This is a genomic window from Sulfurimonas sp. (assembly GCF_026196735.1).
Classification (GTDB): Bacteria; Campylobacterota; Campylobacteria; order Campylobacterales; family Sulfurimonadaceae; genus Sulfurimonas.
On the sequence record NZ_JAPHUF010000012.1, the window covers coordinates 417,140 to 433,135 of the forward strand.

The 15,996-nt window shown below is 34.5% G+C and carries 14 protein-coding genes; 7 read left to right on the forward strand and 7 right to left on the reverse strand.

What is annotated here, in order from left to right; all coding sequences use genetic code 11:
• The first annotated feature begins 122 nt into the window (after positions 1-122).
• The gene (locus OQK60_RS08385; protein ID WP_297685977.1) at positions 123-1,784 is read left to right on the forward strand and encodes a methyl-accepting chemotaxis protein; all 1,662 of its coding nucleotides are present in this window, start codon (positions 123-125) and stop codon (positions 1,782-1,784) included.
• A 2-nt stretch (positions 1,785-1,786) separates the two neighbouring features.
• Here the strand turns inward: OQK60_RS08385 and OQK60_RS08390 are convergent, their stop codons facing one another.
• A complete protein-coding gene (locus OQK60_RS08390) occupies positions 1,787-3,424 on the reverse strand; it encodes a protein phosphatase 2C domain-containing protein (RefSeq protein ID WP_297685980.1) in 1,638 nt (545 codons plus the stop codon).
• A 155-nt stretch (positions 3,425-3,579) separates the two neighbouring features.
• Between OQK60_RS08390 and OQK60_RS08395 the strand changes: the two genes are divergently transcribed.
• The 5 genes from OQK60_RS08395 (at position 3,580) to OQK60_RS08415 (ending at position 9,696) form a co-directional block, all read left to right on the forward strand.
• Positions 3,580-5,193, forward strand: a complete 1,614-nt coding sequence (locus OQK60_RS08395) for a YcaO-like family protein (protein ID WP_297685982.1) — start codon at positions 3,580-3,582, stop codon at positions 5,191-5,193.
• Positions 5,162-6,385, forward strand: coding sequence for a class I SAM-dependent rRNA methyltransferase (locus tag OQK60_RS08400; protein ID WP_297685984.1), 1,224 nt, complete (start codon positions 5,162-5,164; stop codon positions 6,383-6,385). Before OQK60_RS08395 ends, OQK60_RS08400 begins: the two co-directional genes overlap by 32 nt.
• Positions 6,386-7,024 (forward strand): HAD family phosphatase, encoded by a 639-nt coding sequence (locus OQK60_RS08405; protein WP_297685986.1) that lies wholly within the window; start codon positions 6,386-6,388, stop codon positions 7,022-7,024.
• A 195-nt stretch (positions 7,025-7,219) separates the two neighbouring features.
• Positions 7,220-8,710 (forward strand): GGDEF domain-containing protein, encoded by a 1,491-nt coding sequence (locus OQK60_RS08410; RefSeq protein ID WP_297685987.1) that lies wholly within the window; start codon positions 7,220-7,222, stop codon positions 8,708-8,710.
• 62 nt (positions 8,711-8,772) lie between these two features.
• Positions 8,773-9,696, forward strand: coding sequence for a glutaminase (locus OQK60_RS08415; protein ID WP_297685989.1), 924 nt, complete (start codon positions 8,773-8,775; stop codon positions 9,694-9,696).
• A 24-nt stretch (positions 9,697-9,720) separates the two neighbouring features.
• Here OQK60_RS08415 and OQK60_RS08420 read toward each other — a convergent pair whose 3' ends face one another.
• Both OQK60_RS08420 and OQK60_RS08425 read right to left on the reverse strand, forming a co-directional pair.
• Positions 9,721-10,743, reverse strand: a complete 1,023-nt coding sequence (locus OQK60_RS08420; protein ID WP_297685991.1) for a polysaccharide deacetylase family protein — start codon at positions 10,741-10,743, stop codon at positions 9,721-9,723.
• A gap of 12 nt (positions 10,744-10,755) precedes the next feature.
• A complete protein-coding gene (locus OQK60_RS08425; RefSeq protein WP_297685993.1) occupies positions 10,756-11,418 on the reverse strand; it encodes a glucosaminidase domain-containing protein in 663 nt (220 codons plus the stop codon).
• Positions 11,419-11,547: 129 nt separating this feature from the next.
• Between OQK60_RS08425 and OQK60_RS08430 the strand changes: the two genes are divergently transcribed.
• On the forward strand, positions 11,548-11,952 hold the full coding sequence (locus OQK60_RS08430) for a TerB family tellurite resistance protein (RefSeq protein ID WP_297685995.1): 405 nt from the start codon (positions 11,548-11,550) through the stop codon (positions 11,950-11,952).
• Positions 11,953-12,000: 48 nt separating this feature from the next.
• Here the strand turns inward: OQK60_RS08430 and OQK60_RS08435 are convergent, their stop codons facing one another.
• The 4 genes from OQK60_RS08435 to OQK60_RS08450 form a co-directional block, all read right to left on the reverse strand.
• Positions 12,001-13,281, reverse strand: coding sequence for an MFS transporter (locus OQK60_RS08435; RefSeq protein ID WP_297685997.1), 1,281 nt, complete (start codon positions 13,279-13,281; stop codon positions 12,001-12,003).
• Between the two features lie 207 nt (positions 13,282-13,488).
• A complete protein-coding gene (locus OQK60_RS08440; protein WP_297686000.1) occupies positions 13,489-13,665 on the reverse strand; it encodes a hypothetical protein in 177 nt (58 codons plus the stop codon).
• Between the two features lie 2 nt (positions 13,666-13,667).
• On the reverse strand, positions 13,668-15,296 hold the full coding sequence (locus OQK60_RS08445) for a cbb3-type cytochrome c oxidase subunit I (protein ID WP_297686002.1): 1,629 nt from the start codon (positions 15,294-15,296) through the stop codon (positions 13,668-13,670).
• A gap of 13 nt (positions 15,297-15,309) precedes the next feature.
• A complete protein-coding gene (locus OQK60_RS08450; RefSeq protein ID WP_297686004.1) occupies positions 15,310-15,891 on the reverse strand; it encodes a cytochrome C oxidase subunit II in 582 nt (193 codons plus the stop codon).
• Positions 15,892-15,996: the final 105 nt, after the last annotated feature.

A 15,996-nucleotide genomic window follows, 5' to 3' on the forward strand; every position in this document is an offset into this window, starting at 1 on the left:
TTCCGTCAGGTAACATTGTCTGTGTTTTATCCACTATAATTTAACATACTAGTATAATAATATTTTATAACACAATAGTCTTTAGTATAATTAATATATATAATCAAAGAACAAGGCAATATATGACATTAGCAACGAAAATAAAATTGAGTTTTTTAACAATATTGACTGTAACGGCTATTCAATCAGTGGTAGTATACAATGGTGTTTCTTCGATAGGTTCCGAGTTGGAGGAGATTGCAGACTATCAGGTTCCGATAAATACTTTGGTGATGGAGTTAGAAAAAGACATACTCAAAGAAGAGGTGTTGACTTATGAGTTGCTATTTTACTCCAAAGATGTAAATTCTGAAAAATTTTCTGATATTGAACATAAGATAGAAGAGATAGAAAAAGAGACTGACAAAAAAATTGCAGAAGCTTTAAAGACTATTGATGCTGCTGTAAAGCACTCGCGTGAACCTAAGATAAAAGCAAAATATCAAGAGATGGAAGAGATTTTTAAGAAGATTGATTCTCATCAAAAAGAGTTTGAAGCCTTGTTAAAAGAGTTAGAACATGATCTCTCAAGTGCCGAACATGAAAAGATACAAAAGCATACGAAAATGGTTGAGGAGATACTTCAAATAATGGATGCCGAGATAACTGAGATAGTTTCTATAATTGAGCATCTTTTAGAAGAGTCAATGCAGCAGGCTCTTGAACATGAGCGCAGCTTGATTAAGATTATAGTTATTGTTCTTGTGCTTTTATTTATCTCTATATTGGTTATTGGGTATGTTATTACATCTCAATTTACTAAAACTATCTCTAAAATACAAAACTATATTCAGCATATATCTTCTAGTAATGATTTAAGTAAAAATCTAAATGTAGACTCAAGTGATGAAGTCGGCATGATGGCAAAAGATTTAAATACTCTGATAGTGTCTTTAAAAAATCTGATAGAAAATACAAAAAAACTCTCTGAAGAGAATTCTTCAATATCTCATGAATTATCTACGACAGCAAATAGAGTTGGGCATAATGTTGAAAATTCTGTAGTGATAGTAGGAGAGGCAACCAGCCAAGCCCAAGAGATAAAAACTGAAATTATAGATGTAGTAGCAGAGGCGCAAGAGAGTAAAAAAGAGATAATCAAAGCAAATGAAAACCTGGCAACTGCAAGAGGTGATATTATAACTTTGACATCAAAGGTGCATGAGACGGTAAAAGTTGAAGTAGAACTTTCTCAAAATATGCAGACACTGTCTCGTGAGGCAAGTGAAGTAAAAACTATTTTGGTTGTTATAGAAGATATAGCTGAACAGACAAATCTTTTGGCATTAAACGCAGCCATTGAAGCAGCAAGAGCAGGTGAACACGGAAGAGGTTTTGCTGTTGTTGCCGATGAGGTAAGAAAACTTGCTGAGAGAACTCAAAAATCATTGGCAGAGATAAACACTACTATTAGTGTTGTTGTTCAGTCGATTATTGATGCTTCTTCAAGAATGAGTGCTAATTCAGAAGAAGTTCAGGAGTTGGTAAATATTGCGCAAGGCGTTGAAGATAGAATTAATGTTACAGTCGATATTGTTAATGAGGCAGTTAAAGCTAGCGACCATACTGTAGAAGATTTTGAGAGAACCGGTAAAAATGTAGAGATAATTGTTGGAAAAATTGAAGAGATAAACAGCATATCTGCGGTAAATGCCAGAAATGTTGAAGAGATAGCAGCAGCTGCCGAACATCTCAATACTTTGACGAATGAATTAAACTCCAAACTTGAAGTTTTTAACACTTAAAATTAAGAATTTATGTATAAAAGCAATAGTATGTTTATCAGAGTCATTATTATAAATGCAGTTTTATAAAATGTGAGTGGTGAACGCTCTATAAGCGTAGCGTTTTTACAAAAGAACGGTTTTACATTTTGTGGAGATTTTAGCTCATAACTCATTTCAGAATAATGCTCGTATCTAAGCTCTTTATCTATAGAGATTGCGCGAAGAATCACGCTGTCAAGCCAAGCGGGAATGTTTTTATTGTATACGCTTGGTTTTTTAGCCTCTTTAAATGAGGGTGATTGAAATGGTTCTATCTCTTTATAAGGGTATTTGCCCGTTAAAGAGAGATAGAGCGTGACCCCAATTGAGAATATTTCACTTGATTCACTTATGGACTCACCTTGAAATCTTTGTGGAGATAAAAAACTTGGAGTTCCGGCCTTTGTATTTGTTGAAAATATTTCTGTTATGCTCCCAAAATCTATGATTTTAAATTCTAAATTCTCATCATTGTCTTTTGAAATCATTATGTTTGGTGGTTTTATGTCGCCATGCACTAAATCATATCTAAGTAAAAACTGTGACATATCCAGAAGTGTTGAAGCTAATTCAACCGCATCATCTATAGTAATTTGTTTATGAGATAAGTAGTTGTCTAAATCTTCACCATGAAAAAGCTGCATGACATAGTAACGAGCAGTTCTGTTTTTTGGTATTACTGCTTTTGGGAAAAATTTTGCCTTGAGTCTTTTAGCATTCCAAGCCTCTTTTACGAACAGATCTAAGATTGTCTCATCATCTATCGCTTCAACAGGAGCAAATTTAATAACATATTTTTTTGTTTTTTTAGAACATAGCCAAGTCCTGCCATTTTGAATAAGCGGTGCCTCAAGTCTGTAGCCGTCTATGATTTGGTCTTTTTTTAAACTCTGAGGTATTTCTATTTTTTGCTGCTTAAGTATTTCAAGTTCATTTGCTTTTAGTACTTCGATAACTACAGCAGTTGTGTCATCAGGAAGCTTGTCTTCCATAAGCTTACTTGCTTTTTTTACTAGAGTAGATGCTCCTAAGTTGATATCTGTCTCTAAGCAATTATCACTCATAATATTGTATAGACCATCACTGCACAGTAGAATCTTGTCATTTTTTTGGATGATGTTTTCAAAATAGTAAATTTCTATATCTTTATGAATTCCAACAGCTTGAGTCAAGACATCTTCATAGCCATCTTCATTCATTGAGTGGTCAAAAGACAACTGATTTAATACCTTATCTCTAAGAAGATATACTCTAGAGTCTCCAACATTTGCACCATAGAGTTTGTTTCCCTCTATAACTACAATAGCAAGAGTTGTGACAAGTTCGGCTCTCTCGTAGTTGACAATAGATTCTTGATAAAGAATCTCGTTTATTGATTTAACAAAAGTTTTTATTGACTTCTCAACACTCCATGTTTTTGGACGAATTTTAAAGTTGTTCATCAAGTAAGTAGTGACTCTTTTAGCAGCTTGGGCACCTTTATCAGCACTGCCAACACCATCACAAACTATGGCTACTGTTGTGTTGCCAATAGTCTTGATGTCGTAAAAATCATCACCGACTAACTCTTTACCTTTTGCAAGAGAAAAGCCTGATGACTTTATGCTGTTTTTTTGCATGTTAAACTTTCTTTGTGTGAGTAATCGTCAATAGCGATTTTAAATACTACCATAAGAGATTCTATAAGTAAAGTAATAACAATCTAAAGCAATCAAATTGGTAGTTTTAGATAAACTTACACTATATAAATATAAATAATTTGAGAGTGGTTGAAATGAACCTTTTATCTAAAAATGCTCCCCTAGAAGAGTCTATAGCAAAAATGAAAACTGTTTTAAGGGGTGTTGGATGTGAGATGACTTTTTCTCAGCAAAAACATCCGCTAGAGCACTGCTTCTCCGTCAATCTTACATCTGTTGAGGCACCAAATCATATATACTCAAACGGAAAAGGAATTCTTTTAGATGCCTCTGTTGCAAGTGCTCTTGGCGAGTATATAGAGCGACTTCAGACAAATAACTTTTTTATAGATTTTCATCTGCCAAAGAGAAAATATTATCCCGATGAGCTTGCGTTTGAGTTTGGCGGTGAGTACCTGAGTGATGAATTACGAAAAATCTATAATCCAAACAAAGAACTAAGTGATAATGATTTAGTGGACTTTAACAGTGACTACGAAGACAAGGTCGTGGCACTTCCATTTGTAAATCAGACAACTAAAGAGAGAGTGTATATCCCGTTAAATATTTTGAGTAATCTTTATGTCAGTAACGGTCTGGCAACAGGAAATACGCCTTTAGAAGCTAAAGTTCAAGCTCTGAGCGAGATTTTTGAGCGTTATGCAAAGATAGAGATAATTAAAAACGGCTACGCACTTCCAACCTTTCCCGATGAACTTGTTAAATCATTTTCTAGAGTTTACAAAGATGTCTTAGCCCTAAGAGAGTTAGGTTACATCGTAGAAGTTCTTGATGCTTCACTCGGAGGAAAATTTCCCGTTACAGCCATCTCACTTATTAACCCAAACAATTCCACTCTTTTTGTCTCTTTTGGTGCACATCCGATTTTAGAGGTGTCGCTTGAGAGAACTATGACGGAGCTTATGCAGGGGCGCTCTTTAAAAAACTTGGACACCTTTGAAGTACCTACTTTTGATATGAGTTTAGTAGCGGATAGTTTTAACCTTGAGTCTCATTTTGTAGACTCAAACGGAAAACTTGGCTTTGGCTTTTTGAGCGCTAAAAAAAGCTTTGAGTATTCGCCATTTTTATATGATGGAAATACGAGCGAGCAAGAGTACATGTACCTTATAAATATTTTAAAAAATATGAAAAAAGAGAGCTATCTAAGAGAGTATGACTACCTCGGTTTTTACTCTTGTCAGATGATAGTTCCCAGTATCTCTGAAGTGTATCCGATTGAAGATTTGATATATAACAACAAAAATATCGGCAAAGAGATTCGTGATATGGTTTTAAACTTCACAGATTATGACCCGCAAGATATACTCATGAGTATTGAACAGCTCGAAGAGTCTTTAAATATGGAAAAATATATCGGTGTGATATTCAAAGAGAACTTTAACATGTCAGAGTTCAAGGCACAGATTTATCTGCTTCTTGGAGAGATGGATGAAGCTTTAGAACTGCTCGAATATGGAACCAATAAGTTGGGACATATTATAGTGGAGTTGACAAAAATGGAGGAGATGGAGCTTGATTTTAAAGAGTATGAGGATGCTTTGTATAATATCTTTACACAGGAAAAAGTCCAAAAAGCATTGCGAATTCTTGACGGGGATGATTTTCTTATAGATACAACTCTTCATACAGATTACAACAATATGCTGGCTATGTATGACAGATTGGAGAGTAAAAAAAATGTATAAAGAGATAGACTTGCTTGTGAAGCCTGAATTTGTCCAGGAGTATAAAAACGGATATCCTTTGATATCAAAAGAGTCTATCTCAGACTGGTCTAAAGTCACAAAAGAGGGTGAGATAATAAACCTCGTAGATAATAAAAACAAATTTATTGCAAAAGGTTACTACGGCATACAAAATAAAGGCTATGGTTGGGTGCTGAGTGCAAAAAAAGATGAAAAGATAGATGTCGAGTATTTTAAAAAGAAAATAGAGTTTGCTATCAAGTATAGAAAAGATTTTTTTGATGATGAGAGTACTACAGCTTTTAGACTCTTTAACGGTGAGGGTGACGGAGTAGGCGGTTTAACTATAGACTATTTTGACGGTTTTTATCTGCTTACATGGTACTCCATCGGTATATACGAGCAAAAAGAGGCGATACTAGAAGCTTTAAGATCTCTTGTAGATTTTAAAGGTATATACCAAAAGAAGAGATTTGACTCTAAGGGAATGTATCTTATAGATGGGGATGATTTTGTCTGCGGTGCTAAGGCTGAGGCTCCCATAGTAGTAAAAGAAAACGGCGCAAACTTTGCCATCTATTTAGACGATGGACCGATGGTCGGAGTATTTTTAGACCAAAGAGATGTTAGAAAAACAATTCGCGATAAATACGCAAAAGGTAAAACTGTGCTAAACACTTTTTCTTACACAGGTGCCTTTTGTGTTTTTGCAGCTTTGGGCGGTTCAAGCAAGACTACAAGTGTTGATCTGGCAAACAGAAGCCGCGCTAAAACTCAGGAGCAGTTTCGTATAAATGACATAGATGTCCAAAGCCAAGATATCATCGTGGAGGATGTTTTCAACTACTTCAAATATGCTGTGAGAAAAAATTTGTTATTTGACATGGTAGTGCTTGATCCGCCGAGTTTTGCAAGAAGCAAAAAGCATACATTTTCTGCTTCAAAAGATTATGTAAACCTTCTAAAAGAAGCCATACAGATAACAAACAAAGGCGGTATCATAGTCGCTTCAACCAACTCCGCAAACTTTAGCATGATGACATTTAGAGACTTTATATTTAAAGCATTTAAAGAGTTAAAAGGCAAGTACAGAGTTGAGGAGAGTTTCTCGCTTCCAAAAGATTTTAGAGTTAATGATAAGTTTAAAGAGGGTGATTATCTCAAAGTTGTGTTTATAAGAAAAGATAAATAGATGAAAAAATATCTTCTGTTTGATAATGACGGTGTTTTAGTAGAGACTGAAAAATGGTACTATGAAGCCAATAAAAAATCTCTTCTTGAGATAGATGTCGAACTTAGTTTTGATGTCTATATGGAGATAATGGCTAGAGGCGGTACTGCTTGGGAAGTTGCTAAAAAGCAGGGGCATAAACAACATGTCATTGATGAACAGCGTAGACGCAGAGATATATACTACAGAGAGTTTATCTCATCACAGCCCATAGAGATAGATGGTGTTGTTGATGTTTTAGAAGAACTCTCTAAAGAGTACAGTTTTGGGATTGTGACAACTTCAAGACGGGTTGATTTTGACCTTATACACAATGAAAGAGAGATAGTAAAATTTATGGATTTTACACTTTGTGTAGAGGAGTACCCCCGCTCTAAACCGTATGCAGACCCATATCTCGCAGGTATGAAAAAGTTTAATGCCACTCACAAAGAGTGTCTTGTTATCGAAGATTCTCAAAGAGGACTTACTGCCGCAGTTAATGCAGGGATAGATTGTGCAGTAGTTCAAAATGCCTTTACAGCAACTCATGATTTTTCCAAGGCGACTTACAAGATAAAAAAACTCCAAGATTTGCCAAAACTGCTTAAATCTATATAAACCAAAAGCTTAGTTAAATTATATTTGATTTTATTGTTATGATTTAGATTTATAAAAGCTTTTATTTTATCAAAAACTGTTTATTTAAGTTATGAAATTAATATTAGTTTTATTTATATGAGGGTAAACTCTACATGTATTAAATGTCTATTGTTCAATAAATGTCGGCTAAAGATGTGAGAGGATTCTTTATTGATGGAAGTTAAAAAACTTAAGTATCTTATCTTAATCACTATAATGCCGGCACTTAGCATCATTTTTATATTTTCATATGCTTTTATACATGTACAAGAAGATATAGATGTTCACTCTTCTAAGATAGAAGCTCTTGGTATAATCAAAGAAGTTGGAAATATTATTTTTGATGTTCAAAAAACAAGAGGTTTTGCTTGTCTGGAAAAACCAAATGAAAAATCTATAAAAAAATTGCAAACAAGTAGAGAAAATATTGTAAAAAATTTAACTCTACTAAGAGAAAAACTTGTTTTGATTAAAGATGACGCTTTAAAAAATGAGCTGTCTGAGTTTTTATACTCTGTTGAAGACGAATTTTTGGAGAATATGGATTTTAAGCAACTTACACAGATTATATACAAATTTATGTTCTTCTCTCATCGTATATCTTACTCTTTTGAACTTCCTTTAAAATCTAATCTAAATGATTATCTCTTAACTAACAATATTATTTATCTGCTTCCTGAGATTATTGAGCATAACGGTCAGATTAGAGCTATAGCATCTAACATAAATGATAGCAATTTTACACAAAATCAAAAAAAGACAGTTTTAACACAAATAGACAAAATTGAAGAAAAATTAAATAAACTAGAAGAAAATTTGTTTTTATTGTACAAGAGTCCAAACCATGTTGAAATTAAAAAAAATCATAAAAAAATGATAGAGGCACAAAATAATATAACTAATTATGCTAAAAGTTGGCTCTTAGATAATAATATAACTGTTGAATCAAATGAAGCCTTTGAGTTAATGACAAAAAATATTGAAGCGATAATAGAACTATACAACTCGAATTTGGTTTTTTTAAACAAATCTTTAAAAGAAAATAGAAAATACTCGACTTATATCCTTTTTGGCGGATTTATGTCCATGTTGTTTGTTATATATGTAAATATACTTTTTTATTATAAAAATAGAAAATATGTCGATAAAATAGAAGAACTTACCATAACAGACAGCATGAGTGGTTTATACAACAGAAGGCATTTTGATGAAGTATTTGAAAACAGTTTGAAAGTTCAACAAAGAACAAAGCAAACGCTAGTATTGATAATGTTGGATATTGACTTTTTTAAGACATATAATGACACCTACGGGCATCAAGCCGGCGATATAGCAATAACAAAGGTAACAAAAAATTTAAAAAATGCTTTAAAAAGAGCTGGGGACATGGCATTTAGACTCGGTGGGGAAGAGTTTGGTGTTTTGTGCGGTGGAATGAGTGAATCGGAAGCTTTGGATTTTGCAAACAAAATAAGAGAAAATATTGAAAATGAAAAAATTGAGCACAGCGAGAGCGAAGTAAGTAAATATGTAACCGTTTCAATGGGAATAATTGTAGTTCAGCCAAATATTATGAACACTCCAAATGAAATATATAAATGCGCTGATAAAGCTCTTTATAAAGCGAAGGAAGAGGGGCGTAACAGGGTTGTAGTTTATAAATAAAACAACTTTTTCATAAATTAATTATGTTATAGTTTTATATATTTATAAATAGGGTGTGAGATATGGATTATCAATCAATTTTAAATGAAATAGCAGAAGAAATCGCCCCTTTGTTAAATGACGGGAAAGTCGCCAACTACATACCTGCGCTTGCCCAAGTAAAGCCAAACCAATTTGCTATGACGCTTACGCTTTTTGACGGAACTCAGCACAGTATAGGTCAGTCAGATACGCTGTTTTCTATTCAGAGTATTTCAAAAGTTTTTACCTTTACTTTGGCACTGAAATTTTTTAGTACTGATTTATATAAACGAATTTCTCGTGAACCGTCCGGAAATCCATTTAACTCTCTTGTTCAGTTAGAATACGAACATGGCAAGCCGAGAAATCCATTCATCAATGCGGGTGCTATCATTGTTACAGATACATTGATAAATCATTTTGGCAGTTGTGAGCTTGCTTGTAAAGATATATTGGAGTTTATTAGAGAGATTTCCGATGACTTATCAATCAACTCAAATGATGTAGTCTCAACTTCTGAGATGGAGCATGGACATAGAAATCTGGCTCTGGCAAACCTAATGAAGAGTTTTAACAATCTTGATAACAAAGTCGAAGATGTGGTCAGTACATATTTTAAGCATTGTGCTTTAGAGATGAATACGAAAATGCTTTCTCGCTCTATGCTTTACTTGGCAAATCATGGATCAGACCCTATAACGAAGCAGTGCTTTATAACTCCATCACAAGCAAAACGAATAAATGCGGTTATGCTTACCTGTGGGCATTATGACGCTTCTGGAGATTTTGCATTTCGTGTAGGATTGCCGGGAAAAAGTGGAGTAGGTGGAGGAATAGTCGCTGTTGTTCCAAAACTCATGGGCATAGCCGTCTGGTCACCGGGGCTGAATGCTCAGGGAAACTCTTTAGTCGGTACAAAAGCTTTAGAACTTTTTACAGATAAAACAGGACTGTCTATATTTTAAAATCTCAATAATATGAAAGATTGATTATTTTGCTATCCACAAATGAGAGTACCAATACCACTTTGAATTTCCAGCAGGTGCGGTACATGTATATCTGTCTCTTGGCGGTACAATCGGTGTGTTCGCAATAATTTCAACCTCTTTTGGGGAAATCCACTCTACATTTATCTCTTTGCCGCTTGACATGTAACACTGTATATTTTTGATTTCTTCTGCTAACTTTATACGAAGTTTTGGAGGATTTTCTCCTGAGAGAACCGGCTCTATCGGTGAAACAGACTTTATTGGCATCTGCAGAGTATTTAGTTTACTGGTGAAGCCATCAGGAGTCGCAAAAGCTTCTGCCATAGGAAATCTGCTTAAAGCCCTTAGGTTGCTATACTCTCCAATAGGTCCAGAAGTTTGAGTAACACCTATGTAACCAAGCTTTTTAAGTAACTCGGCCATTTTCATATTGTACTCACCAAACGGGTAGGAAAAAAGGCGTGGCTTTTCATTTGTACCAGCGCTAAACTCTTCTTGGAGTCGTTGCTGTGCTCTTTGTATCTCTTTGGTAATTCTTTTTGTCCATGCTTCATCTGTCTCAGTGTTTTTAGGAAGAAGAAATTCGTGAGTTAGTGCATGATTGGCAAATTCAGCACCGCCTGCTTGCATCTCTCTCATCTGCTCCCATGACATGTAGAATTTGGATTTGTTATCTACGGGATTTGTAGTAACAAAAACAGTAAAAGGGAACTTTTTACTTTTTAACATAGGATAAGCATTCGTGTAAGTGCTGATGTAAGCGTCATCTATAGTGAGTGCTACCGTTTTTGGCGGAATAGTTTTTTTGTCTATTATATGATTTACAATTTTTGAAAGCGGCCAGACTTTATAATCGTTTTTTTGGAGATAATCAAGCTGATATTTAAACTGCTCAAGAGTGATATTTGTGGAAGGGTACCTAGTCTCACCAAAACGATGGTACATAAAGACAACTGCACTGTTGGCGAACAGAGGCATAGTAATAAAAAATACTAATCCCAGCAGGACTATTCTCAAATTCATAAACTCATCCTTCTAGTCATATTTTTTAAGTTTATTATATCTGATTATTTTGGCTAATTCTACGGTATATTTTTCTTTAAGTTCTGAGTATCTGTTTAGTTTTTTAATGATTTTAAAAACATCATCACTTTCAAATCTAACTTTTCTAAACTCTTTATAGGCTTTGGCTCTGCCCATCATTCTATAGTAGGCTCTTATGGAGTCTTCAATAGAGTTAAATTTCCTCAGCCATATTGTTTTCTTGCCGTCTCTCATCTCTTTAGCAGCTATTCTTGGCTTGTTCTTACTGTAGCTCCATATGCCAAATGTATTGTTTGCTTTTGTAAAAAATCTTGAAGTACCCCATGAACTCTCAATCGCGGCTTGTGCTAAGGCAATACTCGGGGGATGTGGCTTGAGTGCAAGTAGAAGTTCTTTATCTGATTTAACTTTATATATTCTTTTTAATTCAGCAATATTTTTAGTATTTCTGCCTTGTTTGATATCTTTTGAGACAGTTATAAACTGCTCTTGAAGCTCTTTATATACTTTATTGATAGCAGGAACAACAAGTGCATAAAACCGCTTTTTTTTGGCGGATACACTCATTTTTTTGGGAACTACAGATGCAATGTACTTTGGCTCACTTTTTTTTGCTTCAAAAGCAAAGAGAGTTAGACTAAGTAAGATTGACATGTATAAATATTTCATATTTATATTATATAGGTATCAAGCTTAAATAACTGATTTTGATATTGTTTAGGAGATGTTGGTTTTTAAAGCATATAATAAAACAATAATAATATAAATTAAAAGAGGTAAAGAATGCTATTGATGGAATTGAAAAATGAAGAGAAATTTGCCTTTTTAGGTCTTGCTTATTATGTTGCCAATATTGATGGGGAATTTGAAAAACAAGAGAAAGATATTATTGAGGATTATTGCACAGAGATGGGGATTGACAATATAGAGTATAATATGAATGATTTTAATTTTGAAGAGACTCTAAGTAAAATAAAAACTCCCAAAAGTCAAAAAATTGTTATTTTGGAGTTGATGATATTGATCCATTGTGATGATAAGTTCCATCGGTTTGAGCAAAATGTTATTGATAAGATAGCCAATTATTATGAAATACCTCAAAATAAGTTAAATATATATTCACAGTGGGGAAAAATGACATCAGCACTTTATTTGCAAGGTAAGATGTTTTTAGAAGAAGAAATCTAGGTGATGAAGCTTAGCACCTAGATATACAAGAGATTAGATTATATAGTTTTAGATTCTACCGCCAGCTGCAACACCCCAAGTAGTCCTCCATCTAGTTTTAACTAAAGAGATACCCATGAGAGCTACTAAAACAAGTCCTGCAAATATCATAAACCCAGCTGAGTAACCATCAAAAGTTCCCTTTGACCAACCAAGTGTTTTGATAAGAAGAGTACCGCCGATACCGCCGGCTGCACCAACAAGACCAGTCATGATACCGATGTCTTTAGCAAACCTTTGAGGCACTAGTTGAAAAACTGCACCGTTTGCCATACCAAGGTTGGCCATAATAAGAAACAGTACCAATATAGCAATCCAAAATGGTAAAACAACAGTTGCGTTTAGCATTGCTAAAAGAGCAACAAGACCAAAGAAAATGTATAGAGATTTAATGCCGCCTAGTTTGTCGGCAGTTGCCCCGCCAAATGGACGCAAAACTGCACCTGCGAAGATACATAAAGCACCAAAGTAACCGGCTACAACTTTTACATTTGCTTCATCAAAAATATCAAGACCAATCGCTGACATGTCAACACTGTATGTGTTCATAAGGTAAACTTTCATATATCCTGCAAATCCTACAAATCCACCAAAAGAGATTGCATAAAATAGTGAAAACCACCATGTGTCTTTATCTTTAAGCAATTTACCGTAATCTTTTAACTTTTTAGGACGAGCAGTATAAATATCTGCCGGTGCATCTTTAGCAAGTAAAGCATAAGCGATGAAAGTAACGATAGCCATAATAGCACCAACTAAAAATACCGATTCCCATCCCCACAGCTCAGCAATTTTTGGAGCAAACAAGAAGTCTATTACAACACCGATGTTTCCGGCACCTGCAATACCAAGAACTATACCTTGAGACTTGGGTGGGTACCACTGACCGGCTTGTGGAAGTGCCACGGCAAAAGAAGCTCCTGCAAAACCAAGACCAAGTGCAACTACAAGCAGTGCGTTATATGTAATGCTCTCACCCATAAAGTAAGCTGTTAAAAGAGCTGCGATAACAACTGTTTGTGCCATTAAAGCTGTCATTTTAGCACCAAGCTTATCAACACCAAAGCCTAAAACAATTCGTAAAATTGCACCTGAAAGAATAGGAAGTGAAAGCAGAGTCGCTTTTTCCCCTGCTGTCATTATGTGACCGCCGAGCGCTAATGCTTCAGAAATCTCCGTACTCAATGGACCAAGCATTGTCCACACCATAAAACTCATATCAAAATACAAAAAAGCCATCAACAATGTTGGTGTATGTCCTTGTCCTTTTAAATCTCTTATTCCTGCCATAAAAATCTCCCGTAATTTATTCTTGGAAAATTATAATACAAATTTGACATATTTATGACATTTTAATGATTAAAAAATAAGCAGGTATTAAAATTATATATGGTTAAATTTTAACCATTATGAGAATAATAGAAGTAATTAAGAAGTCCATGGCTAAAAAAACTTCTTAGTTACTTTTATTTAGATGTAAAGATAGGAAATAATTTCCTATCTTGTTTTAGCATATCGTAATTCTTCATGTTTTACAATACTAAAAACTGCATACCAGAAACCGGCAATTATTGTGCCTATCGCCATTAAAAGCATTGCATCGTTGTCTTTGATAATAAAGTTGGCAGCTACTGCAAATGCAATAACCAAGCTAATGTTTATAAAATATCTCATCTTTAATCCTTTTGTTGTGTTAAACAATTGTTTGTATCTATTTGTGCTTTTTTGTAAATCCCAAATAGACCTTTTAGACCTATGCTCATGATGATGTTATACATAAATATAACAAAGGCTAACAACATCATTGCACCACATATTCCGGCTAGTATCATATAGGTATTGTATTCACCGTTATGGTAAATAGTTCGTCTGAGCATTCCATCAATACCAGCCATACCCATAAAAGCGCCCATACCTATTCCACCCACAAGATGTAACCAAAAGTGAGCATTTGCAAGTTTTTGACTATAAAGTTTTACTCCGTTTGTTAGAATTGGAAAAAGTACATATATTGCACTGTATAGAGTCATTGTCAGACCAACTAAGATAGCGACATGAGCATGATTACCAATAACCCACTGAGTATTATGCAAGATTCTATTCATACCAAGGTCAGCTTGAATAATCCCGGCTGGAACTGCAAGCATGAAACCTAGTATTCCGCCAAGAAGAAACTTCAATTCATTGGTCATTTTAAGTGGTTTAGCTTTGTAAAGTGTAGTTAAAACAATAAATACAGCTATACCTTGAGTTACAAGTTCAAAAGCAGTAACAACCTCGCCTGAAAGCACTTTAAGAAAATTTGACTGCCCCTGATCACTCATAAGGTGGTGAGACCATACCGTCCATGAAACCACCATTTCTACGAAAAGTGCAGCCCTTGCAATGTTTTGCATATATAAATCTTTTCCTGAAATGAGCATTGCCAACAAATACCATGTACCGGCAACAAAAATAAGGACAAGCCCGTCAGCGACTAGATCTAGACCCCACCAGAACATATTTTTATATAGTAGAGCGTCTACCCATGAATGTTCTAGATTGAGACCCATTAGACCGCTTCCTATAAAATAGATAAGGATTAAAACTCCAGCAGTCATAATAACGATAGCATTAAGACCAACATCAATAGTACCTCTGGCAATAGCAGCAATAGGAAGCGGAACTAAATGTTTAGTATCTTTTTTTCTAAAGAAGTTAGCTATCGCCGTAATTCCAAGAGCAGACTTTAGAAGTCCCATAGACGGTTGTTGCTCCCAACCATCAGGTGTATATATAATAGTTTTAAATATGTTGTATGTGTATAGAAATGTACCTATCATAATGCTTACAATACCTAGTATATATACAATACCGCCTATTGCAGAAAACTGTTCTGAATCAGCAGGCAGTGGCCAGTACATAGTATATAGCGGTGCATAAGAAAACAGAAATCCTGCCAACCACATAACAAATGTACCACTACCAATAGTTATCCAAGACCAGTTTGCCATTTTAAGAGAGTATATTGGTTTTTCCATTAAATATGGTGTTAAAAATAAAAATGCCCCAAAGACAATCATATAAGATGAACCAAAAATTCCAACCATTGGATGAACCGTCATAATAGAGAAAAAGTGTGTTTCATCAATAAATGGGAGAGGCGTAATCTCATACATTCTCATAAGCATACCTTCTATGGCGGATAAACCATAATATAACAGTCCAATTACAACAAATCGCATTGCAATTTTCTGCATAGGTGTCATGCCTTCGTGCTTGAGACCACCATCATTTCCATTTATTAGTGTTTTCATAAAACTCATATATACCTCCTCCTTATTTCATAGAGCGGATGTCGTCTTCTTGACAACCGCTTACTACTATTGCATCTTCTATAATCATCTGTGTACCTTTTGGACCGGAATACTCAGTAGAACGAATGTAGTAAGTACCATTTTTAAGAAATTTCCACATTAAATCATTTCTATTATCAGCAACTACTTGCATCTGAGTAACCATTGTATGGTCCTGTCTGAAAATCCCAAATCCATAAGTCAAGTCATTACTATATGCATCAAACACAACATATTCATTACATGGAACTTGTAGTTGTGGTTCTTCTAAAACAATTTTATGATTCTCATAAGTAATTTTAAAAGTTTTTTCAGATTTTATGTTAGCTCTGTCTAAATCTATAGGTACCCAAGGCACAACATTGAAAGTTAAAAAGTGTAAACCAGTTCCAATAACCACTAAAACGCTTACATAACTCCAAAAGTAGACAGGTTTAACTACTTTTTTTGATTCTCCATCTTGTGTAATGCGATATGCATACCACCCAATAAGTGATATAGCTGCTAAAGCATAAATTGTATATACAAGCTTTAGTGTGCTTAATACATCAACTGAATCCGCCATATATCTCTCCTACTAAATTAATGAGATAACTTTACCACTTTTTGTGATTTAATAAACCTATTAATTGTATAATAATTAATCAATACAGTGATTATTAGTTTACAT

Bases quoted from the DNA above. Each gene is read 5' to 3' on its own strand.
- OQK60_RS08385 (WP_297685977.1), top strand. From the start codon at position 123: ATGACATTAGCAACGAAAATAAAATTGAGTTTTTTAACAATATTGACT.
- OQK60_RS08390 (WP_297685980.1), bottom strand. From the start codon at position 3,424: ATGCAAAAAAACAGCATAAAGTCATCAGGCTTTTCTCTTGCAAAAGGT.
- OQK60_RS08395 (WP_297685982.1), top strand. From the start codon at position 3,580: ATGAACCTTTTATCTAAAAATGCTCCCCTAGAAGAGTCTATAGCAAAA.
- OQK60_RS08400 (WP_297685984.1), top strand. From the start codon at position 5,162: ATGACAGATTGGAGAGTAAAAAAAATGTATAAAGAGATAGACTTGCTT.
- OQK60_RS08405 (WP_297685986.1), top strand. From the start codon at position 6,386: ATGAAAAAATATCTTCTGTTTGATAATGACGGTGTTTTAGTAGAGACT.
- OQK60_RS08410 (WP_297685987.1), top strand. From the start codon at position 7,220: ATGGAAGTTAAAAAACTTAAGTATCTTATCTTAATCACTATAATGCCG.
- OQK60_RS08415 (WP_297685989.1), top strand. From the start codon at position 8,773: ATGGATTATCAATCAATTTTAAATGAAATAGCAGAAGAAATCGCCCCT.
- OQK60_RS08420 (WP_297685991.1), bottom strand. From the start codon at position 10,743: ATGAATTTGAGAATAGTCCTGCTGGGATTAGTATTTTTTATTACTATG.
- OQK60_RS08425 (WP_297685993.1), bottom strand. From the start codon at position 11,418: ATGTCAATCTTACTTAGTCTAACTCTCTTTGCTTTTGAAGCAAAAAAA.
- OQK60_RS08430 (WP_297685995.1), top strand. From the start codon at position 11,548: ATGCTATTGATGGAATTGAAAAATGAAGAGAAATTTGCCTTTTTAGGT.
- OQK60_RS08435 (WP_297685997.1), bottom strand. From the start codon at position 13,281: ATGGCAGGAATAAGAGATTTAAAAGGACAAGGACATACACCAACATTG.
- OQK60_RS08440 (WP_297686000.1), bottom strand. From the start codon at position 13,665: ATGAGATATTTTATAAACATTAGCTTGGTTATTGCATTTGCAGTAGCT.
- OQK60_RS08445 (WP_297686002.1), bottom strand. From the start codon at position 15,296: ATGAGTTTTATGAAAACACTAATAAATGGAAATGATGGTGGTCTCAAG.
- OQK60_RS08450 (WP_297686004.1), bottom strand. From the start codon at position 15,891: ATGGCGGATTCAGTTGATGTATTAAGCACACTAAAGCTTGTATATACA.